25 protein-coding genes are annotated in these 22,104 nt (G+C 43.5%); 19 read left to right on the top strand and 6 right to left on the bottom strand.

Going from position 1 to position 22,104, the window contains the following annotated elements; genetic code table 11:
* Positions 1-306, bottom strand: coding sequence for a phosphoribosylpyrophosphate synthetase (locus FW774_RS09745; protein WP_149347993.1), 306 nt, complete (start codon positions 304-306; stop codon positions 1-3).
* Positions 307-345: 39 nt separating this feature from the next.
* Positions 346-981 carry an HAD family hydrolase gene (locus FW774_RS09740; RefSeq protein ID WP_149347992.1) on the bottom strand — a complete coding sequence of 212 codons (636 nt, stop codon included), beginning with the start codon at positions 979-981 and terminating at the stop codon, positions 346-348.
* A 119-nt stretch (positions 982-1,100) separates the two neighbouring features.
* Here FW774_RS09740 and ccsA point away from each other — a divergent pair, with 119 nt between their 5' ends.
* The 5 genes from ccsA (at position 1,101) to coaD (ending at position 4,713) form a co-directional block, all read left to right on the top strand.
* Positions 1,101-1,775, top strand: coding sequence for a cytochrome c biogenesis protein CcsA (gene ccsA, locus FW774_RS09735; protein ID WP_410522733.1), 675 nt, complete (start codon positions 1,101-1,103; stop codon positions 1,773-1,775).
* A 216-nt stretch (positions 1,776-1,991) separates the two neighbouring features.
* Complete coding sequence (locus FW774_RS09730; protein ID WP_149347991.1) at positions 1,992-2,192, top strand: CcmD family protein; 201 nt, start codon at positions 1,992-1,994, stop codon at positions 2,190-2,192.
* Positions 2,193-2,286: 94 nt separating this feature from the next.
* Positions 2,287-3,720 carry a Glu/Leu/Phe/Val family dehydrogenase gene (locus FW774_RS09725; protein WP_149347990.1) on the top strand — a complete coding sequence of 478 codons (1,434 nt, stop codon included), beginning with the start codon at positions 2,287-2,289 and terminating at the stop codon, positions 3,718-3,720.
* A 294-nt stretch (positions 3,721-4,014) separates the two neighbouring features.
* Positions 4,015-4,158 (top strand): hypothetical protein, encoded by a 144-nt coding sequence (locus FW774_RS09720; protein WP_197739833.1) that lies wholly within the window; start codon positions 4,015-4,017, stop codon positions 4,156-4,158.
* A gap of 90 nt (positions 4,159-4,248) precedes the next feature.
* Positions 4,249-4,713, top strand: coding sequence for a pantetheine-phosphate adenylyltransferase (gene coaD / locus FW774_RS09715; RefSeq protein WP_149347989.1), 465 nt, complete (start codon positions 4,249-4,251; stop codon positions 4,711-4,713).
* A 1-nt stretch (position 4,714) separates the two neighbouring features.
* Here the strand turns inward: coaD and FW774_RS09710 are convergent, their stop codons facing one another.
* A complete protein-coding gene (locus FW774_RS09710) occupies positions 4,715-5,584 on the bottom strand; it encodes a pirin family protein (RefSeq protein WP_149348382.1) in 870 nt (289 codons plus the stop codon).
* Positions 5,585-5,843: 259 nt separating this feature from the next.
* Between FW774_RS09710 and FW774_RS09705 the strand changes: the two genes are divergently transcribed.
* Positions 5,844-6,992, top strand: coding sequence for a putative sensor domain DACNV-containing protein (locus FW774_RS09705; protein ID WP_149347988.1), 1,149 nt, complete (start codon positions 5,844-5,846; stop codon positions 6,990-6,992).
* Positions 6,993-7,202: 210 nt separating this feature from the next.
* Here FW774_RS09705 and FW774_RS09700 read toward each other — a convergent pair whose 3' ends face one another.
* Entirely contained in the window at positions 7,203-8,231 is a 1,029-nt protein-coding gene (locus FW774_RS09700) for an acyl-CoA reductase (protein ID WP_187774866.1), read from the bottom strand.
* Between the two features lie 97 nt (positions 8,232-8,328).
* Between FW774_RS09700 and FW774_RS09695 the strand changes: the two genes are divergently transcribed.
* The 13 genes from FW774_RS09695 (at position 8,329) to FW774_RS09635 (ending at position 19,052) form a co-directional block, all read left to right on the top strand.
* Positions 8,329-8,682 (top strand): 4Fe-4S dicluster domain-containing protein, encoded by a 354-nt coding sequence (locus FW774_RS09695; RefSeq protein WP_149347987.1) that lies wholly within the window; start codon positions 8,329-8,331, stop codon positions 8,680-8,682.
* A 149-nt stretch (positions 8,683-8,831) separates the two neighbouring features.
* The gene (locus FW774_RS09690) at positions 8,832-9,230 is read left to right on the top strand and encodes a DUF4783 domain-containing protein (protein ID WP_149347986.1); all 399 of its coding nucleotides are present in this window, start codon (positions 8,832-8,834) and stop codon (positions 9,228-9,230) included.
* 28 nt (positions 9,231-9,258) lie between these two features.
* Positions 9,259-10,113, top strand: a complete 855-nt coding sequence (gene nadC, locus FW774_RS09685; RefSeq protein ID WP_149347985.1) for a carboxylating nicotinate-nucleotide diphosphorylase — start codon at positions 9,259-9,261, stop codon at positions 10,111-10,113.
* A gap of 55 nt (positions 10,114-10,168) precedes the next feature.
* The gene (gene plsY, locus FW774_RS09680; protein ID WP_149347984.1) at positions 10,169-10,816 is read left to right on the top strand and encodes a glycerol-3-phosphate 1-O-acyltransferase PlsY; all 648 of its coding nucleotides are present in this window, start codon (positions 10,169-10,171) and stop codon (positions 10,814-10,816) included.
* Positions 10,817-10,853: 37 nt separating this feature from the next.
* A complete protein-coding gene (locus FW774_RS09675; RefSeq protein ID WP_149347983.1) occupies positions 10,854-11,639 on the top strand; it encodes a M48 family metallopeptidase in 786 nt (261 codons plus the stop codon).
* A 454-nt stretch (positions 11,640-12,093) separates the two neighbouring features.
* Positions 12,094-13,137 (top strand): hypothetical protein, encoded by a 1,044-nt coding sequence (locus tag FW774_RS09670; RefSeq protein WP_149347982.1) that lies wholly within the window; start codon positions 12,094-12,096, stop codon positions 13,135-13,137.
* A 345-nt stretch (positions 13,138-13,482) separates the two neighbouring features.
* Positions 13,483-13,893 carry a cytochrome c maturation protein CcmE gene (locus FW774_RS09665; RefSeq protein WP_149347981.1) on the top strand — a complete coding sequence of 137 codons (411 nt, stop codon included), beginning with the start codon at positions 13,483-13,485 and terminating at the stop codon, positions 13,891-13,893.
* A gap of 8 nt (positions 13,894-13,901) precedes the next feature.
* Complete coding sequence (locus FW774_RS09660) at positions 13,902-16,355, top strand: heme lyase CcmF/NrfE family subunit (protein ID WP_149347980.1); 2,454 nt, start codon at positions 13,902-13,904, stop codon at positions 16,353-16,355.
* 1 nt (position 16,356) lies between these two features.
* Positions 16,357-17,133 carry a Rossmann-like and DUF2520 domain-containing protein gene (locus FW774_RS09655; RefSeq protein ID WP_149347979.1) on the top strand — a complete coding sequence of 259 codons (777 nt, stop codon included), beginning with the start codon at positions 16,357-16,359 and terminating at the stop codon, positions 17,131-17,133.
* Positions 17,134-17,160: 27 nt separating this feature from the next.
* Positions 17,161-17,493, top strand: a complete 333-nt coding sequence (locus tag FW774_RS09650) for a 2Fe-2S iron-sulfur cluster-binding protein (protein WP_149347978.1) — start codon at positions 17,161-17,163, stop codon at positions 17,491-17,493.
* Positions 17,494-17,570: 77 nt separating this feature from the next.
* Positions 17,571-17,810 carry a Fe-S cluster assembly protein IscX gene (gene iscX, locus FW774_RS09645; RefSeq protein ID WP_149347977.1) on the top strand — a complete coding sequence of 80 codons (240 nt, stop codon included), beginning with the start codon at positions 17,571-17,573 and terminating at the stop codon, positions 17,808-17,810.
* A gap of 57 nt (positions 17,811-17,867) precedes the next feature.
* Positions 17,868-18,404 (top strand): KdsC family phosphatase, encoded by a 537-nt coding sequence (locus FW774_RS09640; protein ID WP_149347976.1) that lies wholly within the window; start codon positions 17,868-17,870, stop codon positions 18,402-18,404.
* A gap of 75 nt (positions 18,405-18,479) precedes the next feature.
* Entirely contained in the window at positions 18,480-19,052 is a 573-nt protein-coding gene (locus FW774_RS09635; RefSeq protein WP_149347975.1) for a Maf family protein, read from the top strand.
* A gap of 610 nt (positions 19,053-19,662) precedes the next feature.
* Here the strand turns inward: FW774_RS09635 and FW774_RS09630 are convergent.
* Positions 19,663-20,745: a mannose-1-phosphate guanylyltransferase gene (locus FW774_RS09630; RefSeq protein WP_149347974.1), complete on the bottom strand. Its 1,083-nt coding sequence runs from the start codon at positions 20,743-20,745 to the stop codon at positions 19,663-19,665.
* A gap of 216 nt (positions 20,746-20,961) precedes the next feature.
* Positions 20,962-21,927, bottom strand: coding sequence for an SIS domain-containing protein (locus tag FW774_RS09625; RefSeq protein WP_149347973.1), 966 nt, complete (start codon positions 21,925-21,927; stop codon positions 20,962-20,964).
* Between the last annotated feature and the right edge of the window lie 177 nt (positions 21,928-22,104).

Here is a 22,104-nt window from a genome sequence, read left to right as displayed (position 1 = left end):
CTACCCGGGAGTGTTCAGCTTACGTAATAATTCCTCCGAAATATCATCGGCATACACGCCATACGCATCCACAAATACACCTTTTACCTGGTGTTTGTCCGAATTAATAGCGTATAAAATTGAGTTATCTGCCGGATCTGATTCACCTTCAAAGCGGTAAAGCTCTGTGATCTCAAAATCATCCGGGTGTAAGGTGATATTTTGGGTGCTGTTATGCAGTGCATCCTTTGTCAGGTTAAAATCTAACGTGTAACCTCTCGAACGTAAATCGTTCAGGGCGTCAACCAAAGTTCTGTAATCATTCATACCTTGTTAACATCTGCCGCCTTGTAATTGTTTATGCAATCAGTGCAACAGTCCTGACCGGTACATGAATTTCTCAAGGGAATCGTCAGCCGTCATCAGGTGCGTGTGTAAGCCTAATTTTTTCGCTGTTTCCAGGTGCTGGGGACTATCATCAATAAACAGGGTTTCGTTTATCTGAAGATCATTCTCGTTGATCACCTGCTCAAAAATTTCAGCATTGGGTTTACGCTTACGTACCAGGTGCGAATAATAAACCTTTTCAAAAAATACATCGTTAGAACGGATATGATATTCCTGGTAAAGATAGTTGTGAATATAATCCAGGTGTATCTCGTTGATATTGCTTAATAAAAATGTACGGTACTGCTGTTTGGCCTTTAACAGGATCTCGTGATTCACAGGCGGAACGCCAATCAGCAGTGAGTTCCAGGCACGGTCAATCTGTTCATCGGTCAGATCGGAGTTTTCGGTTATCCGGCGAATGCCATCCCTGAACTGTGCAGCGGAGATGTCACCGGTTTCGAACCGGTCAAAAAGCGGATCGTGACCTTTATGAGCAAAAAATCGTTCTACATTTTTAATGCCCAGTTCGGTAAAACTGTGCTGGGCACGGTTAAAGTCAATTCTAAAAATTACGTTTCCGTAATCAAAAATAATGTTTTTGATATGTTGCATAACTTTGATGAACTGCGAAAGTAACCGAAATATTTCAATTGAACAGCAGTAATATTTGTTTATACTTTAACAATTTTGCTAATCCTTTTTACAAGGCAATTTTTCTAACTTTGTATCGCATGAAAATGATTTATCAAAGCTGGTGGAAGGTTCTCGGTGTGATCCTGGTAACTTACACCATGATTGCGGGTTTGTTATTCCCGGTTCCTCCGCTGCCTATCATTCACGAAACCATACGTAACCTGTATTTTCACGTGCCCATGTGGTTTGCCATGTGTGTGCTGTTCAGCATCTCTGTTTTTTATAGCATTAAGTACCTGGGTAACCCGAAAGAGGAATACGATTTTATTGCGGTTGAATGTGTCAATACCGGCCTGATGTTCTATATACTGGGCCTGGTTACCGGCATGATCTGGGCAAATTATACCTGGGGCGAACCCTGGAGCAACGATCCGAAGCAGAACAGCGCTGCCATTGCTTTTTTGGTATATTGTGCTTACCTGGTATTGCGTAATTCTGTAGACGAGGAACAAAAACGGGCCAAAATATCGGCCATATATAATATTTTCGCCTTCCCGGTAATGATCGTGCTGATCTTTATTCTGCCCCGTATGACCGATTCGCTGCATCCCGGAAACGGCGGAAACCCTGCTTTCGGAAAATATGACCTGGACAATACCATGCGTACCGTGTTTTATCCGGCATGTTTAGGCTGGATATTGATAGGCAGCTGGATCGCTACGTTACGGTTTCGCATCCGGATGCTGGAAAGCAAAAAGCTGAATGATGATTAAAAGCTAATAGTTCATGGTTCATAGCTTATAGTCCGCAAGTCGGGAAAGTTGAGCGCAACGAAATCCCGATTATTCGGGGGTCAGAAAAGACCGGAAGCGGAAAGAATGGTAGAAGTAAATATAATAGCGATAAAGAAATTAAGAACATAAATGCACTAACAACTCCCTCTTCCGCCAGGTGGCGGAGTTGGGGTGAGGCTACTAACAAACTAAACAATGAAAAAAACATCACTGGCAATTGCTTTTGTTTTAATGAGTTACATGGTATCTGCACAAACAGCCACTACTGGTTTTGATATACGCAGCTCAGGGATGATTTACGTGGTGGTGGCAGTTATTACGGTAATATTTATCGGGATTGCCTTGTTTTTATTCGCTATAGAGCGGAGAATAAAGAAACTGGAACAAGATTCTTAAAGCTAAATATAGTTTTTGGTGTTATGCTTTCGAACGAATAGTATTCACCTTTCTAATCTTTATCTAACTTTCTAACCTTTATCTAAATTAAGCTATGGCAAAAACCAACTCTGCTACCAAAGAAGTTTCATTTTTTGGTGATGTATGCGAATTTTTTGATTATGCTGCACAATTTACCAAACATCCTAAAGGCCTGCTGGAACAGATTAAAACCTGTAACAGCGTGTACCGGTTCCAATTCCCCATTCGCAAAGGCAACAGCTTTGAAGTAATTCATGCCTGGCGGGTGGAACATTCACACCACATGTCGCCAACCAAAGGCGGTATCCGCTACAGCGAGATGGTCAATGAAGACGAAGTGATGGCGCTGGCTGCGCTGATGACCTATAAATGTGCCATTGTGAATGTGCCTTTCGGCGGAGCTAAGGGCGGTATAAAAATTAATCCTAAAAATTATACTGTAGCGGAGCTTGAAACCATTACCCGTCGTTATACCGTAGAGCTGATGAAGAAAAACTTTATTGGCCCCGGTATTGATGTCCCTGCACCTGATTACGGTTCCGGTGAGCGTGAAATGAGTTGGATTGCCGATACGTATTATACCATGAACACCGGGCAGATGGATGCGTTGGGCTGCGTAACCGGAAAACCTATTGCGCTGCATGGAATAGCCGGCAGAAAAGAGGCTACCGGCAGGGGAGTTGCCATTGCTGTTCGCGAATGTGCAGGCGTGGCCGAAGATATGAAAGCACTCGGATTAACTCCTGGCTTAACCGGTAAGCGGATAATTGTTCAGGGATTGGGTAATGTGGGTTATTATTCGGCAAAGTTTTTACAGGAGTTTGGCGCTGTGATCGTAGGAATCTGCGAATATGACGGTGCTATTTATAATGCCGACGGACTGGATGTAGAGGAAGTTGTGGCGCATCGTAAGGAAACCGGTTCGATCATGGGATATAAAGGCGCTAAAAAGCAGTTCAAGAAGCCGGCCGAAGGTTTGGAGCAGCCTTGTGATATTTTGGTTCCTGCGGCTTTGGAAAACCAGATCACGACGGAAAATATTAACCGTATCCAGGCCAAGATCATTGCTGAAGGTGCAAATGGGCCAACTTCGCCGGAAGCGGCACGGGCTTTTCTTAAAAAAGGCGGTATTATTATTCCGGATATGTATTGCAATGCCGGCGGTGTTACGGTATCGTATTTTGAGTGGCTTAAAAACCTGTCGCATGTAGCTTTTGGTCGCATGGATAAACGCTATGCAGAAAACGCAAACATGAACATGGTGAATATCCTGGAGTCGGTTAGCGGCATACAGCTTACTGATACACAACGCCGTACGATTATAAAAGGGGCTTCCGAACTGGAACTGGTTAATTCGGGACTGGAAGATACCATGATACGTTCGTACCACGAAATTCGCAATACGAAACTGAGTAACCCTAAAATAGACAGCTTACGCACAGCGGCATTTGTGAAATCTATTGATAAAATTGCCGTATCGTATAATACGCTGGGAATATGGCCGTAGCAATTGATAATGGAACAGTGGACAATGGACAATGGACAGTGGACAATGTGGTTCCAGATCAAATAAACCTGGTTAATTGAAAGAAAATAATTACTTTGATTTTAAAGAGGGTGTTTAAAAAGTCAAACATTACCGTCATTGCGAGAAGGAATCCCGTACGTACGGGAAAGCAATCTGTGATGTCAAAACGCAGATTGCTTCGTCATGCTTCCTCGCAATGACGCGTTTTTTCGGTGTCTGGGGAACTTTTTAGACACCCTCTATGGATAATAACTTTATTCAGAAAATTTAAACATGCTATTATTACAACAATATGGTAAAAAGAAAAAGCCAAGAAAAAATTGGGAACAAGCTTTCAGAAAGATGCATGAAAACAAAGATGACCAACTTTTAATGGATGATGTTTTTGAAGATGAAACTTTTGAAGAAGGAAAGTAAAGCAATATGACAATTTCATTGGTTAATCTTAATTTTACCTGTGCAGCTTCAAATCTCAAATCTAATGTCTCAAACCTTTAATCTTAAACAATGAAAACAGCGTTATTCCCCGGTTCGTTTGACCCCGTAACCAAGGCCCATGTTGATATTCTGAAACGTTCTGTTCCGCTTTTTGATAAGATTGTAGTTGGAGTGGGACTTAATAGTAATAAGCAGGCCTATTTATCGCCGGAAACACGTAAAAGCATGTTACAGGCTGTTTTTGCCTACGAGCCTAAGATTGAAATAGTTACCTACGAGGGTTTAACGGTTGAGTATTGCAAGAAGGCCGGTATTAACTATATGATCAGGGGAATACGCACCGTATCGGATTTTGAGTACGAAAAGGCTATTGCACAAATGAACCATGCGCTTGAGCCGGATATAGAAAGCATATTTATTGTCAGCAAGCCCGGTTATTCGTCCATAAGCTCCACCATTGTTCGTGATATTCTGCGTTATAAAGGCGATGTAAGCCAGTTTGTACCTAAAGAGGCTTTGCCGTTTTTGAAATAGTTTATTGTGGCAGTGGAACAAATCCTGTTTCGCCCGGAACTTCAGGAAACTTTTGTTCCCGCCAATTCTGCTTGGCCTGCTCAATTAATGCTTTGTCTGAGCTTACAAAGTTCCAGTAAATGAAATGCTCTTCGGGAAAAGGTTCTCCGCCGAAAATATAAACGGTGGTGTTTGGGGCCATTTCAAACTGGCATAGCTTACTGTCTTTTGCTACCAGTATCTGCCTGGGCGAATATGTGTTACCATCGTTTCGTATTTCTCCTTCCAGGATATACAGGGCACTTTCGCCGTATAGTTCATCTCCAATGTTAAGTTGCGCCGGTGCGGTACTTTTAATTTCAATAAGGTATAACGGACTGTACACCGGGACTGGTGATTTCCTGCCGAAGGCTTCTCCGGCAATTAGCCTCAGTGTAACCCCGTCTTGTTCCCAATGAGGCAGTTCATGTGCAGCAATGTGCGAAAAAGAGGGATCGGTTTGCTCCATCGCTTTAGGCAGGGCAACCCAGATCTGTAAACCATGCAGGTTTTTATCCGAAGTGCGTAAATATTCCGGCGTCCGCTCGGAGTGAACAACACCTTTGCCGGCGGTCATCCAGTTTACGGCTCCGGGTTGAATTTCCATTTCGGTTCCCAGGCTATCGCGATGCATAATTGCTCCCTCGAACAGGTAGGTGAGTGTAGAAAGTCCGATATGCGGATGAGGCGGCACATCAAAATTCTGGTAATTTTTTAAATGAACGGGACCCATGTGGTCAATAAATACAAAAGGGCCGACTGCACGTTTCTGGCGAAAGGGTAATAAGCGCCCCACCATAAAGTTACCGATATTTGCTGCCCGTTCTTCTATAATCAATCCGATGTTCGACATAATTTTTAGTAATGTAGTGTAGGTTAAAAGTCGAAAGTTAAAAGTAAACCTAAGAAAAACATTAATAGCTGCAATGAACTGTGTAAAATAAACCGGATGGCAGCGGATACCGGCCTTGTGGTTAAGGCCCCACGAGGTATCGGGACAGGTTGCAGGCGTATGAGCGTACAGCCGGACTACCGGAAGCGATGTAATCCGTACTTTGCTTTTCTGAAAAATAACTGACATGGCTTATGATGTGAATCCATTAACTTTGTGAATGACTTACAGATCAACCTACCAGGCCGCCGGAATTGTGGCGGCACCGATAGAAGAGCATTTTAACAGGCTTGCCGCCGGTGGCGACCCTGCCTGTGAAGATAGCAACCGGGCTCCCGTACCCTCGTCGGCAGTTATTGAGGCGTTGATCGATGCTGCGTTCTGGGCCAGTCTTCGCCGGGAAGAGGGACATTCGCCACGTATCTCGCTGGCCTTTTTGCCGCCGGAGCAGGCTGGAAATCCCTTGCTTTTCGGGCATCGCATTCCGTTAAGTCCTGCTATACTCACCAAGCTGGCGCCGGGTGTGGAGCGGGCCGGTGTGCATTTGGGTGTCTGGACGGATGGCGATGAATTGTATTTGTGGGGCACAACGCTTTCTGTGCCGAACTTCTGTTTTGTGCTGGATGTGTCGGAGCCGGGTTTGCTGGTGATCAAGCACCGGCGGATATGTGGCTATGGTAAATATACCAATGTGGCGGTGTTGAAAGGCGACCAGGTGAAAATTGTGGATGCTTATAATGGCGGAGTGCCTGATTGCCCCGATATGCTGAAGTATCTGCTGGGATTTTATTCGGCCGCGTCGTGGAATGACCCGTTAAATGTGCTGATCCAGTTGGCTGTATCTATGCGGGCGCATCGGCATGGCGGAACGTTGTTGCTGGTTTCCGCAGAAGATGCCGGCTGGCAGCATTCTATTATACAGCCTGTACAATACCCGGTAATGCCTACTTTTTCGGGACTTAGCGAACTGATTTTTACCGATGTGGAAAGCCGCGGCAGCGAAAGTGCCCGGCAAAGTTCGCTGAACCGGGAGATTGAGCACCTGGCCGGTCTTACCGCGGTAGACGGTGCTACCATTATTAATACGCAGTATGAGCTGCTGGCTTTCGGTGCAAAGATCGGCCGGGCAAGCGGGCGTCAGCCGGTGGAGCAGGTTGCTATGAGCGAGCCTGTTATTGGCGGCGAATCGGTTATTGTGCATTCAACGCAAATAGGAGGAACAAGGCATCTTTCGGCAGCGCAGTTTGTTCACGATCAGCCGGATGCGCATGCGCTTGTTGCTTCGCAGGACGGTCATTTTACCATATTCACATGGTCGCAGCATCGGTCTATGGTGCAGGCGCATCGTATTGACAGCTTGTTGCTGTAGTTTGGTTGGTTAGTTGGTGCTCTCCTAAGCCCATCACTTGGCAGTGTGTAAGTATTGCGCATTGAGATATGATTGATTCCTTTAAAGAAACAGAGCCGGAATACCCGTAACACTGTCGGTATATCCCATCTTACTGCAATTTATAAATAGCTTGTTCATCGGGATAAAAATAGCTTAAAAGCAATTTCCCTGCGTATTTGCATGTAAAACTTACAGGCTACTCAAAAATTGCATGGTATCTATTCCATCGGCATAATCCCATAATTGCGGTTGCTGGCTTTGTCCAAAGGCTATTACCTGGTTATTTACTGATAATGGTGTTTCAGATACAATACATTGAATGTTATCGCTTTGGTCTCTCAATAGTCTTTCCAGGCTGGGTAAACCGGTATATTCTTCATAATAAACCACCGCCAGGGGTGAGGCCAGTTTGCTGTCAGGTCTAAGCAACACGAATCCGTTATCCAAATGATGATCGCCGTTTACCAGGAAAATGGATTTGTTGTAATCGTAATTGTTGCTATATTTATGATGTTCTGCCACTTTTTTGAAAGGTTCAATAGCCTCGAACAGTGTACTGAAATTATAACCTTGCGGTACAAAGATTTTAGAGACATTCCGGCATCCTAAACCGAAATAATCAAAAATATCATTTCCTAAGCGGTATAATGAAGCTGGGTTTTCGTTGCCGTTCAGCACGGCTACACTATTCCGGTTTTTACGGATAATGTGCGGAACTTTCCCGAAATAATATTCAAAATAACGCGATGTATTATTGCTGCCGGTGGCAATTACGGCATCGAAGTTTTCAAGCCGTTCCACAAAACGGAACTGCCCCGCAAAGGTCGGTTCCTGTTTAACTAATTGATCAAGCAGATAGGGGATAAGCTGCTGATCTTGTGAAGACATTTTTATCAAAGCCCTGTTCCCGGACATCAGCACGCACAAAATATCGTGAAACCCAACTAATGGAATGTTTCCGGCCAGTATCAGCCCTACGTTTTTAGGTTCCTCTGTATAGGTATTGGGATATGGCTGTAACCAGTGTTCTAAATTGCTGATGGTTAGCATGTTGGCAATAGCCTGTAACGCTTTTTGAGTATATGCAGGGGTAAACCAGGCATTATGCATGCTGGTGTGCTGTATCAGTGTATCAAGGGCCGTATCGCCCTGTTTTAACCAGTCGCCCAGGTTTGCCAGTGCGGTTATTCGTTTATTATGTGTCAAAATCTCAATCATTCCAATAAGTTCGCCGAAAGATACTATATTTGCATTGTTTTTGTTACCTGAATAAGGATCTGCAAAAGTATTCAGAATTTAGTTTTTTAAGTAGAAGATGGCAATTAAAATCACCGATGAGTGCATAAACTGTGGGGCATGTGAGCCGGAATGCCCTAATAACGCAATTTATGATGCCGGCACAGCATGGAGATTTTCGGACGGAACCAGCTTAAGAGGAGTTATCGATTTTGGAGATGGTACTACTCTGGATGCTGAGGAATCTCAACCCGCAATTTCAGACGAGGTATACTATATCGTATCTGATAAGTGTACAGAGTGTGTGGGTTTTCACGATGAACCGCAATGTGCAGCAGTATGTCCGGTTGATTGTTGTGTAGACGATGAGGATGTGCGGGAAACCAAAGAAGAGTTGCTTGCTAAAAAAGCCTGGCTGCATGCCGAAGAATAATACCTGGTGTGTAACAAAGTCAATACAATGATTTTTTAAGGCGGTCTTTTTCAGACCGCCTTATTTGTTTTCGGTATTTTTGAATGAGGGCAAGTGCAGATTTTAAGTTATTTTAACGTAAGTTTGAACACGCAACCCTAAAATTAAATATGGTGAAAATTTGTTGTTTCATTTTATTATTATTTGCCGGAAATATAAGTTTTGCTAACGATGCGGCAGATATTACAGATGATGTAAATAATCTGATACGCACTGCTAACACCAAAGAACTTGCAAAGTATTTTGCCGGCAATGTTGAAATTACCATCCTGAACGATGAGGACGTTTATTCTAAATCGCAGGCAGAAATTATATTGAAAGATTTTTTTGCCAAGCACCTGCCGCAATCATTAAAAGTTATTCACAAGCTTACCTCAAATCCGAACTACCGTTTTAATGTGCTATCACTCAATACCTCCAACGGCGTTTTCAGGGTTTCATATTCTATGAAAAACTTTAAGGGTAATTTTCTTATTACCGAAATACGCATAGAAACCAACAAAGAGTAAAGAGATTTCTTAATTTAGCTTCGATTTTATGGAAGACTTTAAGAAATTACTGCATCAGTTTGTGCAGCTTGCGTTGGCAGAAGATGTTGGCCCCGGCGATTATACATCACTTTCTACCATTCCGCAGGGTAAACAGGGCACAGCCAGGTTGCTTATTAAAGAAGATGGTATTTTGGCGGGTGTTGAAGTGGCCCGCGAAATTTTCAGGCAAATAGATCCGCAACTACACTTAGATATTTTTATAGAAGATGGCGCTGCCGTAAAGCCCGGCGATGTTGCTTTTATTATACGCGGTAACCTGTATGCCATACTCATAGCCGAACGTTTGGTACTCAATACCATGCAGCGTATGAGCGGTATTGCCAGCATTACGCATCGCATTACGCAGTTGATCAAAGATACCGGTACCAGGGTACTGGATACCCGTAAAACCACGCCTAATATGCGATTTTTAGAAAAGATTGCAGTAAAAATCGGTGGAGGTGTTAATCACCGGTTTGGTTTGTACGATATGATCCTGATCAAAGATAATCATGTGGATTATGCCGGAGGCATTACGGCGGCTATATCGGCAGCTAAGAAATATGTACACGAAAATCAGCTGAATATCCCGGTAGAAATAGAAGTGCGGTCAATGCAGGAACTGCAGGAAGTAATAGAAGCCGGTGGTGTGGACCGGATCTTGCTGGATAATTTTGATTTCGATACACTTAAAAAAGCTGTACAGCTGGTAAACGGAAGGTTCGTTACAGAGGCATCGGGTGGAATAACCGAAGATAATGTGCGTGATTATGCCCTGTGCGGTGTAGATTACGTATCTATGGGTGCATTAACGCATTCGGTTAAAAGCCTGGATATGAGCTTAAAGGCTGTAAACAATTAAAAATGTTGATTACTTTAGGGCCACTGGCTTATTGTTTTTAGTATTATTGTAACGCATGATTTCCATTTATTCAATTTTAGCGCTGATCGGGGCATATTTGTTTGGTTCAATTCCTACTGCCGTATGGATAGGACAGGCGTTTTATGGTGTGGATGTACGCGAGTACGGTAGCGGTAATGCAGGTGCTACCAATACCTTCCGGGTGTTGGGTAAAAAGGCCGGTACGGCCGTTATGATCCTTGATATTCTGAAAGGATACACCGCCACTAATCTGGCTTTTTTTATTGGTTTATCAGTAACAGGGCCTCAAAACTCAGTGCAATTTGTAAATTACCAGTTAGCCCTGGGCATTACGGCTGTTATGGGGCATTTATTCCCGGTTTTTGCCGGTTTCAGGGGCGGCAAAGGCATTGCTACGCTATTTGGTATGATCCTGGCCGTACACCTTCAGGCAGCTTTGCTGTGCGTACTGGTTTTCCTGGTTTTCTTCCTGGTATTTGGGTATGTTTCATTAGGTTCTATCGCTGCCGGATTTACACTGCCGTTAAGCGTTATTTTCGTGTTTCATTCGCCGGTGCGCTCGGTGGTATTATACGGCATGTGTATCTGTGTGCTCATACTGGTAACCCACCAGAAAAATATTGAACGATTATTAAAGGGAAAAGAATCAAAAGTCAGGCTGTTTAAAAAAACAATTTCGTAACCTTATTGCTTTTTGTAAAAAACAAACAATATGATCTATGAAAAGAATTAAATCATTGCCCGCTCTTATTGCCATTCTTATTCTGGCGGCATGTTCAACGGTTCCGCTTACCGGTCGCAAACAATTAAGCCTGGTTGATGAATCGCAGATACAACAGCAGGCCACAACAGCTTATAAAGAGTTTTTAAGCGATCCTAAAACTAAAGTTATTACCGGCACAACCGATGCGCAGCGGGTTAAACGGGTAGGCTCAAATATAGCTACCGCAATAACACGTTATATGCAGCAAAACGGCTATGGCGACCGCTATAATTATGCCTGGGAGTTTAACCTGGTTCAAAGTAAGGACATTAATGCCTGGTGCATGCCTGGCGGAAAAGTTGCTGTTTACACGGCTATATTACCGGTAACAAAAGATGATAACGGACTGGCCACAGTTTTAGGTCATGAAATAGCCCACGCCATTGCAGGGCATTCTGCCGAGCGTGCTTCGCAAACCGCTTTGGCACAGGCCGGCGGAGGCTTACTTGGCGCCGCAGGCTCTGAAACGTTGACCCAGTTATATGGCATCGGCGGACAGTTGGCGTTACTGAAATATTCGCGTAACCAGGAAAGTGAGGCCGACCGCCTGGGATTAATTTTTATGGCAATGGCCGGATATAATCCCAATACTGCTGTAGATTTCTGGAAGCGTATGGCAACTGCAAGCCAAAGCAACGGCGCTCCTCCTGAGTTTTTAAGCACACACCCCAGCGATGCTACCCGGATAGCTGATATTCAGAAACGCCTGCCGGAAGCGATGAAGTATTATACCGGTAAATAGAGGGCTAAGGTAAAAGGGTTAAGGCGTAGGGTGAGTCGAAAGCGGTTAAGAGAGACAAGAATTAGGATGCTAAAAGCTTGTAAACCTCACAGGTTTCAAAAATCTGTGAGGTTTTCTTTTGAACATAGCAGCACTGTTTCTTCGCTGGTGTTAGCTCGTACATGGCTATTAAAGGGTTTAGGACAGGCTGCAGGCTTTAAATATTACCAGGCAGATTTTATTTTCTGAAAAGCAGGTACAGTAGTGTCATCGGTAAAGATAGCCCCGCCATCCGCTATAGCCCTCATTGCATTCGGGGCTGCCGCTCCTGTCGGGTTTAGTTTGGTTAGGCCAGTGCTGTTTTTCTGAGACTTTGAACTTTGACAACTTTCTAAAAGTTGTCAAAGTCTCCAATTAAAACCTGCTTTTCATTCCGCTATTTTGGTAAATTGCAGCCTTACATAACCATGCAATTATGTCAGCCAGCGAGGTTAAAATATCCCGAAAGAAACCCATTTTCCCGGTAAGCGAGAATCTGCATAAATACCTGCGTACCTATCAGCGTGATGCCCGGTTTCCTGTTAAGTACGAAGATCTAAAAGCCTTTACCGAGAGTTTTCCCATTTTAGATAAGGACGGAAAAGACACGTTGTGGGAGAGCCCTATCTATTCTCCCAACCAGATAGAAGAGCTGCATAATGGCTTGAAAATTATCTATGCCAAGCTAAAGGCATCGGGTAATTTGCGTATTGTTGAGCATAAGTATATAGACAAGATTGATTATTGCACTTTTGGCAACACGCATCCTTTCAGGATAAGGATAGTGAACCGTTTAAACGATGTTTACGATTATTTCTACGTGAAAAAGGCAGACGCCTCACGGATTTACGGGCTGGAGCTGGAAGAAATATTGTCACCAAACCAGGTAAATTACCTGGTAGACGGCGATACTATGGTAGAGGAACATATTGTGGGCCTGCCCGGCGATGTATTTAACAAAGGGAAAATTTACCAGGGCGATTTTAATCCCACCCGTATAGCCAAAGAGTTTGTAAAATTTAACGAACGTTGTCTGACAACCTTGTTGGGCGATATGCGCTCTTACAACTTTGTGGTACAAATTACGCCCGATTTTGATGATATCCAGTTCCGCATCAGGGCTATAGATTTCGACCAGCAATTTTATGAAGGTAATATCAAGGTTTACATGCCGCAGTTCTTTAAGGAAAATTATCCCCTGGTAAAATTGTGTATGGAACATCTCACTGAAAAAACCGTACAGCAGTATCAGCAGGAAGAATTGTCGTCTATTGTGCACCGGGTGCGCAGTGAGCGTCATCGCCTTACCGATTTGCGGGATGTCTCCTGTAAAGAGGAGCTGACTACACAGGAAAATATTCTTAAACTGAAGGAAAGCATGGCCACATATTACCAGGATGCCAATTACCGTGCCTGCCGCAATATGACCGACATTATTGAGCTGAACATTAAGAATATTATCAGGCAGGTGAAGTTGTAGTTAGCCCACCCCGGCCCTCCCAAAGGGAGGGAGTAGGACTGTGCGATTTGTCTTGTCTCTTGTTTCTATATTCTTATCTCTAAAAATACTATTAACCATGCCCTATGAATCATACAGACATTATCAACTGTCCATTATCAACTGTTAATTGTAAAGATTGCTTTCTGACTTTTCTGTCTTTCCCAACTTCCGGACTATCCACCATGAACTATGAACCATAAGCTACAAGCTAATAATTTAGAACAGTTCTTAATAAGTAACAGACTTGTTAATATTATATCAACATCGTACTATTTCGTACCTTTGCAGCATAAAAGTAATTGCTTTTTCAAATCCTGATAAGCTATGAAGAAAAGCGCCATCATTGGTATTATTATTATTGCAGTGGCAATAGGTGTTATTATCAGTACTTACGCTGATTCAAGTACTTACGCTTCGTTTGCAGAAGCAAAGGAAACACAAACCGAATTGCATGTGGTTGGGCAGTTGGAAAAAAATAAAGCCATGATTTATAATCCGCAGGAGAATGCCAATTATTTCGCTTTTTACATGCGTGATAATAAGGGAACCGAATGCAAGGTAGTGTTTAACGGTACCAAACCCCAGGATTTTGAGAAGTCAGAGCAAATTGTATTGACCGGTAAAATGCAGGGCGATGAGTTTCATGCCTCTAAAATACTGATGAAATGCCCCTCCAAGTATAATAAAGACCAGGTTGAGGTAAAAGCCAATACGGCTGCTCAGGCAAAAATCTAATTGAATTAATGGACGTACAATTTGTAGGTGAACACCTGCTGCCCGGAAAATTAGGACAATTTTTCGTAATTCTTTCTTTTGGTTCGGCGTTGCTGTCGACCATTAGCTATTATTTCGCGGCAATTAACGACAGGCCCGGTAATTCGTGGCGCAATATCGGTCGTGCGGCCTTATGGGTAAACACCCTGGCTGTGGTTGGTATCGGCTCATGCCTGTTTTATATCATTTACAATCACCTGTTTGAATATCATTATGCCTGGGCGCATTCGTCGCGTTCGTTGCCGGTATATTACATTATTTCCAGCTTTTGGGAAGGGCAGGAGGGCAGTTTCTGGCTATGGACTTTCTGGCAGATTGTGCTGGCAAATATCCTGGTAAGGGTAGCCAAAAGCTGGGAAAGCCCGGTGCTGGCTATCGTTATGCTGTCGCAGACGCTGATTGCATCGATGCTTATCGGTGTGGATATTTTAGGAACCCGGGTTGGAAGCTCGCCGTTCATCCTGTTACGCAATGCGCTTGAGGCGCCCATTTTTTCACGTCCGGATTACCTGAGCCTGATACAGGATGGTAACGGGTTGAATCCTTTATTGCAAAATTACTGGATGGTGATTCACCCGCCCACACTTTTCCTCGGTTTTGCATCGATGGTTGTTCCGTTTGCTTACGCGATTGCCGGCTTGTGGCAAAAACGGTATACCGAATGGGTGAAGCAGGTAATGCCCTGGGCGCTGTTCGCGGTAATGGTTTTAGGTACTGGCATTATTATGGGTTCGTTCTGGGCTTACGAAGCGCTGAATTTTGGCGGTTTCTGGGCCTGGGACCCGGTAGAAAATGCCTCGATTATTCCCTGGCTTACGCTGATAGCGGCGGTGCATGTGCTGCTGGCTTATAAAAACAGCGGACATTCGTACTTTACAGCCACATTCCTGGTATTGATTAGTTTTGTGCTGGTGTTGTATGCTTCATTCCTTACCCGGAGCGGCATCTTGGGCGAAACTTCTGTACATGCCTTTACCGATTTGGGAATGTTCTGGCACCTGGTCATTGACATTCTGGTTTTTGCCGTTATCGCCATTGGGTTTCTTATTGCCCGCTGGAAAGAGCTGCCCATTACCAAAAAAGACGAAGAAACGTATTCCCGTGAATTCTGGCTGTTTATCGGCGCTTTGGTGCTGACGGTAGCCTGTGTGCAGATTGTGGCAACCACATCGATACCTGTATTTAATGCGGTATTTAAAACCAAGGTAGCTCCGCCAACTGATGTGGTGCAGCATTATAATAAATGGCAAACCCCGTTTGCAATTATCGTGGCGTTGTTATCAGGTTTAGCGCAGTTCCTGAAATACAAGGACACTAACGCTAAGAAATTCTGGCAAAGCCTTGCGGTGTCGTTTGGTATAGCCGTGGTAATAACCATTATCCTGGCTTATGTGGCGCACATCTACAGTAATCCCATATTTGTAGCTTTGATACTGGCCGCATCATTTACCGTGGTGAGCAATGGCAAAATTATGCTCGATGCTTTGAAAGGTAAATGGAAGCTGGCTGGTTCTGCGGTAGCGCATATCGGTTTCGGGTTGCTGCTTATCGGTGCGTTGATTGCCGCCGCAACCAACAAGGTAATATCGGTAAATAAAAGCGGATTTATCCCGGTAAGCGGATTTGAGAAAGAGAATAAGCCCGGCGATAACCTGATGCTGAACCTGAATGAGCCGGTTAAGATAGACCGGTACACGGTAACGTATATTGGCGATACCACTATTGGCCCCAATACCTTTTATAAGGTAAATTATAAATCGTTTGATAAAGACGGTAAGGTTAAGGAAGATTTTAACCTGTTGCCCAATGCGCAGCAAAATCCCAAAATGGGATTGATTGCTTCGCCCGATACCAAGCACTACCTGTTATACGATATTTATACGCATGTAAGCAGTGTGCCCATTAAAACCGAGGAAGCGGAACATGAGCACGAAGGGCATGATGACCACGACCATGCCGATGACGGTAAATACCTGGAACCAATAACTTACCAGGTGTCTCCCGGCGATACGGTACGTTACAAGGAAGGTTTCCTGGTCATCAAATCAGTTAATCGCAATGCAAGCATCAGCAATATTCCTTTAGCCAATGGCGATATTGCCGTAGGCTTAAAGATAGAAGTGCATCAGAACGGCAAAACCGAAGAAGCCGAGCCGGTTTACCTCCTTAAATCGGGCAATAAGTTTGATTTTGGCAAAACCATCGATAACCTGGGTGTAAAACTGCGTTTTACCAATGTTTTACCGGATAAAAACAAGTTAGAGGTGATGCTTTATCGCAGCAAGCCCGCCGAAAAGAAATGGATTGTGATGAAAGCCATTATGTTCCCTTATATCAACCTGTTCTGGGGAGGAACCATTATCATGGTTATCGGCTTCCTGCTGTCCATATTCCGTCGGAATAAAGAGCTGAAGCAGGCATGATATGAAGATTTCATTCATCGGTTCGGGTAATGTAGCAACTCATCTGGCCGCTGCCTTGTATAACGCAGGTCATGTTATTGCACAGGTTTACAGTCGTGATATACAACATGCTTCGTTGCTGGCCTATCACGTACGTGCACAAGCCATTACCGGTTTAGCCCAACTTAATTCCGATGTTGATTTGATCATTATCGCTGTAAGCGATGATGCCATCCCGCAATTGGTGCAGCAGCTAAAATTGGGTAAAACGTTGGTGGTACATACATCCGGTTCAACCGGGATGGACGTTTTGAAACCCGTTTCCAAAAATACCGGTGTTATTTACCCCTTACAAACCTTTTCGAAGGTGAAGGAAGTGGATTTCAGGAATGTTCCGGTGGCTGTTGAAGCTAATAGCGAAGAAAATGCAAAAGTGCTGACTTTACTGATGCAGGATGTTTCTGATAAGGTGTTTTATTTAACATCCGAAAAACGGCTTGCTCTGCATGTTTCGGCTGTTTTTGCCTGTAACTTCACCAATTACCTCTATACCGTTGCCCAGCAAATACTGACCAAACACGACCTGGATTTTGACCTTATTCGTCCACTGATAGCTGAAACAGCAGCAAAAGTCCAGGAACATTTACCTGCCGATGCACAAACAGGGCCCGCTGTTCGTAACGATAAATACATCCTGCAAAAACATATCGATTTTCTTTTGTCACAACCAGCTTTGCAAGAGCTTTACCGGCAGATTAGTCAGCAAATCATCAATTTGTATGATAATCCCGGCGCCTAATGGCAATTTTACTAATTTTGCAAAGCAATGAATGTTTTTAAACTCAAGATAAATTTTGAAGAACCGGGCAAAGAGTCCATAGAGTTGCCTATTGTTGAAGGCGAATCGGTGCTGGATGTTTGCCTGGAGAACGGTGTAGAGCTTCAGCACAACTGCGGCGGTGTTTGCGGATGCAGCACCTGCCATATCTATGTAAATCAGGGAATGGACAATATCCAGGAAATATCCGATAAGGAAGAAGATTTTATAGACCGGGCGGTAAACCCACGGATTAATTCGCGGTTGGGTTGCCAGTGTGTGGTAATAGACGGCGACCTTGAAGTTACACTACCCGACCAAACCCAGTTTCTTGGTCATTAACAACCAAAATAATGATACGGGTAATATTATTGTTGGCCTACTTTCAACTTTTAGCTTTCAACTTTTAACTTTACATAATGACAGATAAATACGCTTTACCGATATACTGGAATAACTATGAGGATATCGCTATGGAACTTTATGAAAAGTTTGGCGATGAGTTTGGCGAATCGCAGATATATCGCATACGCTTTACCGATTTAATGGAATGGGTGCTGTCCCTGCCTAATTTTGCCGGTACACGTGAGGAATGTAACGAAGGTCACCTGGAACAGATACAATCTGCCTGGGTGTACGAATGGCGGGATAATCAATAGTACTGATTAGTGGTTTTAATGTTTTGATTTTTGAATTTTTACTTTTGACTTTAAAACTTGTTTCTCGATAAGCTACATCATATTAAGGGCATCATTCTGGATATAGACGGTGTTCTTACCGATGCTACGGTGCTGGTAACCGAAACGGGTGAGCAATTGCGTCGTTTTAATGTTCGCGACGGATATGCCATGCAGCTTGCCGTTAAACGGGGGTTCAAAGTTTGTTCTATATCCGGTGGAAAGTCCAAAAGTGTGGTTCTGAGGTTAAACAGCCTGGGCATTACCGATATTCATTTAGGTATTGATAAAAAGCTGGATGTGTTTAACAGTTTCCTGGAACAGCATGCGCTCAACGCCGGAGAAGTATTATATATCGGCGATGATATTCCCGATGTGCCGGTTATGAAGATAGCCGGAGCTGCCGCTTGTCCCGCCGATGCCGCCGAAGAAGTAAAAGCGGTCAGCATGTATATATCGCCAAAAGTTGGCGGAGCGGGTTGTGTTCGCGATATTCTTGAAAAATTACTGAAAGTACAGCGAAAATGGTTTGATGCCGAGCCATCTGCACATGATGACAGCATTCCATCTGCTTAACCGTTCAACCCCGAATAGTCGGGATTTCGCTGCACTCAACTTTTAACTTTAAACCTTCAACTTTCAACTTTTCGTATGTTTCCACCCATCATACTTGCATCTAAATCGCCGCGGCGCCAGGAGTTACTTAAATTAATGAACCTGGATTTTCGGGTAGTTTTAAAGGATGTAGATGAATCGTACCCGGAGCATTTACAGCCCGAAGAAATAGCAAGATATATTGCAGAAAAAAAGGCACATGCTTTTGATGAAAGCGTAACGAATGAACTGGTTATCACAGCGGATACCATTGTTTGTATTGACGGACAAATATTGGGTAAACCATCTTCCGAAGAGCATGCCGTAACGATGTTATCGCTTTTGTCCGGTAAAAAACACCAGGTGATTACGGGCGTTTGTATCCTTTATAAACAGCGATACCATACATTTACCGATATCTCTGATGTTTATTTTCGCAAGCTTACAGAAGAGCAGATACAATATTATGTAAAAAAATACCAGCCGTTGGACAAAGCCGGAGCTTACGGCATCCAGGAATGGATTGGCCTTGTGGGCATAGAAAAAATTAACGGCTCATACACCAATATTGTGGGTCTGCCTACCGAAAAACTATACCGGGAATTATCAGTACTGGTTGTTAGTGAGTAGTGAAAGGTAAATTGTTACGTGTTATGAGTTACGTGTTACGAGCGTCTTAGCTCATAACTTATCAGAACAACGCGTTTGATTTCTTCGTCATTGCGAGGCTGTCTGGGGGAGTGCGAGCCGAAGCAATCTTCAATTAACAACGAGATTGCTTCACTCTGCCTCAAAGCCCAGCCCTTCAGTTTGCAATGACGTTACATTTTTTTAGATGCATTCATTATATTTTTTGTCTCTCCCGTGCTTTCTGCTTTGAGCCTTCCACTTTTAGCTTACAACGTAAAACTTACCACGTATAACCTTCCGCCTTTCTGCGTTTTGTCTTGTCTCTTGCTTCTATGCTCTTGCTTCTCTTCCGTGCTTTCTGCTTTAAGCTTACAACGTAAAACTTACCACGTATAACCTTCCGCCTTTCTGCGTTTTGTCTTGTCTCTTGCTTCTATGCTCTTGCTTCTCTTCCGTGCTTTCTGCTTTAAGCTTACAACGTAAAACCTACCACGTACAACCTTCCGCCTTTCTGCGTTTTGTCTTGTCTCTTGCTTCTATGCTCTTGCTTCTCTTCCGTGCTTTCTGCTTTAAGCTTACAACGTAAAACCTACCACGTACAACCTACAACTTAAATATACTCCACCCCGAAATTAGATTTCACATCGGCCACCACTCGTTTTACATTCTGTTCCTGGTCGCGGGGACAAATAAGCAACGTATCATTGGATTCTACTACGATATAATCATGTAATCCCTGTAAAACTACCAGTTTGCCTTTGGGGACATTCACCATACAGTTTGATGAATCGTACATAATTACCTTTTCGGGAGGAATAACCACGTTACCTACATAATCTTTTTCGGCTAATTCGTAAATAGAGGCCCATGTCCCTAAATCAGACCAGCCAAAATCTGCCGGAAGCACATACACATTATCGGCCTTTTCCATAATGGCGTAATCTATTGAGATATTGGTACACTGGTAATATGCCGACTGAATAAAGTTTTGCTCGTTATTGGTGTTGAAATGGGCATATCCTTCTTTAAAGATATCATTAACCTCGGGTAAATGATTCTCGAAGGCATTTAAAATAGATTTGACCGACCAGACGAAGATACCGGCATTCCATAGAAAATCGCCGCTTTGAATAAAGGTTTTCGCCAGTTCCAGGTTGGGCTTTTCGGTAAAGGTTTTTACTTTATAAAACGCGTTGTCGTATTCGGTGGTATCGTATTGAATATATCCATATCCCGTATCAGGGCGTGACGGTTTTATACCCAGAGTAATTAACCGGTTATACTTAGAAGCCGCATCCAGCGAAATCTGTATGTCTTCAACAAATTTTTCGGGTTCAAGTATAAGATGGTCTGACGGTGCAACTACAACGGTTGCGTCCGGATTAAGCGAATATATCTTGTGCGACGCGTATGCAATACACGGAGCCGTGTTACGCATTACAGGCTCAGCCAGAATTTGTTGGCTGGTTATATCCGGCAATTGTTCCTTAATAAGATTGATGTAAATTTCGTTGGTGGCGATATAAATATTTTCTTTAGGCACTATTTTTAAAAAGCGGTCATAAGTGCTTTGTATCAGTGTTTTTCCGGTGCCAAGAATATCAATAAATTGTTTTGGATGTGCAGTTCTGCTTATAGGCCAGAAGCGGCTCCCTATGCCGCCGGCCATAATGATGGCATAATAATTTTTCATTTGAGTATGTTGTTTTTTCAATGGCAATGAAGCTGTTTTAAGCATATTCATTTCCCCGAGCGTACAATTTTAGTGCTAAGTCAAAATTAAAAATTAAAAATTAAAAACCCCGTCAACCGGCAGGTTCATTGATGCATTAATAAAAACGTATCAATAACCCGAACAGCCGGACATTTTGAAATAGTTTGGTTTGATAGGGCAGCAGTGCATTTTCGCTTAGATGATTCCTTCGCGTAATAAATCGTGCAAATGCACAATGCCAGCATATAAACCATCATCTAATACCAATAATTGGGTGATATTGTTTTTGCGCATCAGCTCAAAAGCGTTTATCGCCAGCTCGTTCTTATCAATTGTTTTGGGCGATGTCCCCATAATATCCGAGGCTTTCAGGCTGCCGATGTTATCGTACTTTTCAATCATTCGTCTGATGTCGCCATCGGTAATAATACCCTTAACCTGCTCATCGTCAATAACAGCAACGGCACCAAGCCGGTTTCGGGTAATCTCAATAATTACATGCTTGATGTTATCAGCAGGCGATACCTGTGGCTTTTCGTTATTTACAGAAAGGTCGCCCACTTTCAGGTATAATTTTTTACCTAATGAGCCGCCCGGATGGTACCGTGCAAAATCGCGACTGCTAAATTCACGGCATTCCAGCAGGCAAACGGCCAGCGCATCGCCCAGCGCCAACTGGGCTGTTGTACTGGTAGTAGGGGCCAGGTTGTGCGGACAGGCTTCGGCTGTTACGGTAGTATCCAGTATCAGGTCGGCTTGTTTGGCCAGGTACGATTCCCGGTCGCCAACCATACCAACAAGCAGGTTGCCCGCCAATTTCAGAAAAGGAATAAGCACTTTTATTTCCGGCGTGTTGCCGCTTTTTGAAATACATATCACCAGGTCATCCTGTTGGATGATACCCAAATCGCCATGTATGGCATCGCCGGCATGCATATAAACGGCAGGTGTACCGGTAGAATTAAACGTTGCCACTATTTTTTGAGCAATAATGGCGCTTTTACCAACACCGGTAACAATCACTCTTCCCTTAATTTTCAGGATATGTTGCACGCATTCGGCAAAATCAGCATCAAGACGGTCAATCAGCCCGGCAATGCCTTCCTGTTCGGCCTGTAGCGTTCTGCGTGCCGACCGTAATATTTCTGAGTTATTTTTCAAACGATTTTTTTAATTCAAGTAACGATATATCCGCAAAAATATGTTATTTTGAACTTTATTTAAAAGTGGTTTATACTTTGTGAGCGCATGTAATTGTTGTGTAAAAATCATCGAAACCTGTTATTAATCTGCCCCGGTGAAAACTTTTGGTCATTTCTGTTATAACAGGTATGTTAT

This window comes from Pedobacter sp. BS3 (genome assembly GCF_008274585.1).
Lineage (GTDB): Bacteria > Bacteroidota > Bacteroidia > Sphingobacteriales > Sphingobacteriaceae > Hufsiella_A.
Note: the sequence above shows the minus strand (reverse complement) of the source record. Positions and strands in the feature narration are given on the sequence as shown.

Coding starts and splice junctions, on each gene's coding strand:
- FW774_RS09745 (WP_149347993.1), bottom strand. CDS start 306: ATGAATGATTACAGAACTTTGGTTGACGCCCTGAACGATTTACGTTCG.
- FW774_RS09740 (WP_149347992.1), bottom strand. CDS start 981: ATGCAACATATCAAAAACATTATTTTTGATTACGGAAACGTAATTTTT.
- ccsA (WP_410522733.1), top strand. CDS start 1,101: ATGAAAATGATTTATCAAAGCTGGTGGAAGGTTCTCGGTGTGATCCTG.
- FW774_RS09730 (WP_149347991.1), top strand. CDS start 1,992: ATGAAAAAAACATCACTGGCAATTGCTTTTGTTTTAATGAGTTACATG.
- FW774_RS09725 (WP_149347990.1), top strand. CDS start 2,287: ATGGCAAAAACCAACTCTGCTACCAAAGAAGTTTCATTTTTTGGTGAT.
- FW774_RS09720 (WP_197739833.1), top strand. CDS start 4,015: ATGCTATTATTACAACAATATGGTAAAAAGAAAAAGCCAAGAAAAAAT.
- coaD (WP_149347989.1), top strand. CDS start 4,249: ATGAAAACAGCGTTATTCCCCGGTTCGTTTGACCCCGTAACCAAGGCC.
- FW774_RS09710 (WP_149348382.1), bottom strand. CDS start 5,584: ATGTCGAACATCGGATTGATTATAGAAGAACGGGCAGCAAATATCGGT.
- FW774_RS09705 (WP_149347988.1), top strand. CDS start 5,844: ATGACTTACAGATCAACCTACCAGGCCGCCGGAATTGTGGCGGCACCG.
- FW774_RS09700 (WP_187774866.1), bottom strand. CDS start 8,231: ATGATTGAGATTTTGACACATAATAAACGAATAACCGCACTGGCAAAC.
- FW774_RS09695 (WP_149347987.1), top strand. CDS start 8,329: ATGGCAATTAAAATCACCGATGAGTGCATAAACTGTGGGGCATGTGAG.
- FW774_RS09690 (WP_149347986.1), top strand. CDS start 8,832: ATGGTGAAAATTTGTTGTTTCATTTTATTATTATTTGCCGGAAATATA.
- nadC (WP_149347985.1), top strand. CDS start 9,259: ATGGAAGACTTTAAGAAATTACTGCATCAGTTTGTGCAGCTTGCGTTG.
- plsY (WP_149347984.1), top strand. CDS start 10,169: ATGATTTCCATTTATTCAATTTTAGCGCTGATCGGGGCATATTTGTTT.
- FW774_RS09675 (WP_149347983.1), top strand. CDS start 10,854: ATGAAAAGAATTAAATCATTGCCCGCTCTTATTGCCATTCTTATTCTG.
- FW774_RS09670 (WP_149347982.1), top strand. CDS start 12,094: ATGTCAGCCAGCGAGGTTAAAATATCCCGAAAGAAACCCATTTTCCCG.
- FW774_RS09665 (WP_149347981.1), top strand. CDS start 13,483: ATGAAGAAAAGCGCCATCATTGGTATTATTATTATTGCAGTGGCAATA.
- FW774_RS09660 (WP_149347980.1), top strand. CDS start 13,902: ATGGACGTACAATTTGTAGGTGAACACCTGCTGCCCGGAAAATTAGGA.
- FW774_RS09655 (WP_149347979.1), top strand. CDS start 16,357: ATGAAGATTTCATTCATCGGTTCGGGTAATGTAGCAACTCATCTGGCC.
- FW774_RS09650 (WP_149347978.1), top strand. CDS start 17,161: ATGAATGTTTTTAAACTCAAGATAAATTTTGAAGAACCGGGCAAAGAG.
- iscX (WP_149347977.1), top strand. CDS start 17,571: ATGACAGATAAATACGCTTTACCGATATACTGGAATAACTATGAGGAT.
- FW774_RS09635 (WP_149347975.1), top strand. CDS start 18,480: ATGTTTCCACCCATCATACTTGCATCTAAATCGCCGCGGCGCCAGGAG.
- FW774_RS09630 (WP_149347974.1), bottom strand. CDS start 20,745: ATGAAAAATTATTATGCCATCATTATGGCCGGCGGCATAGGGAGCCGC.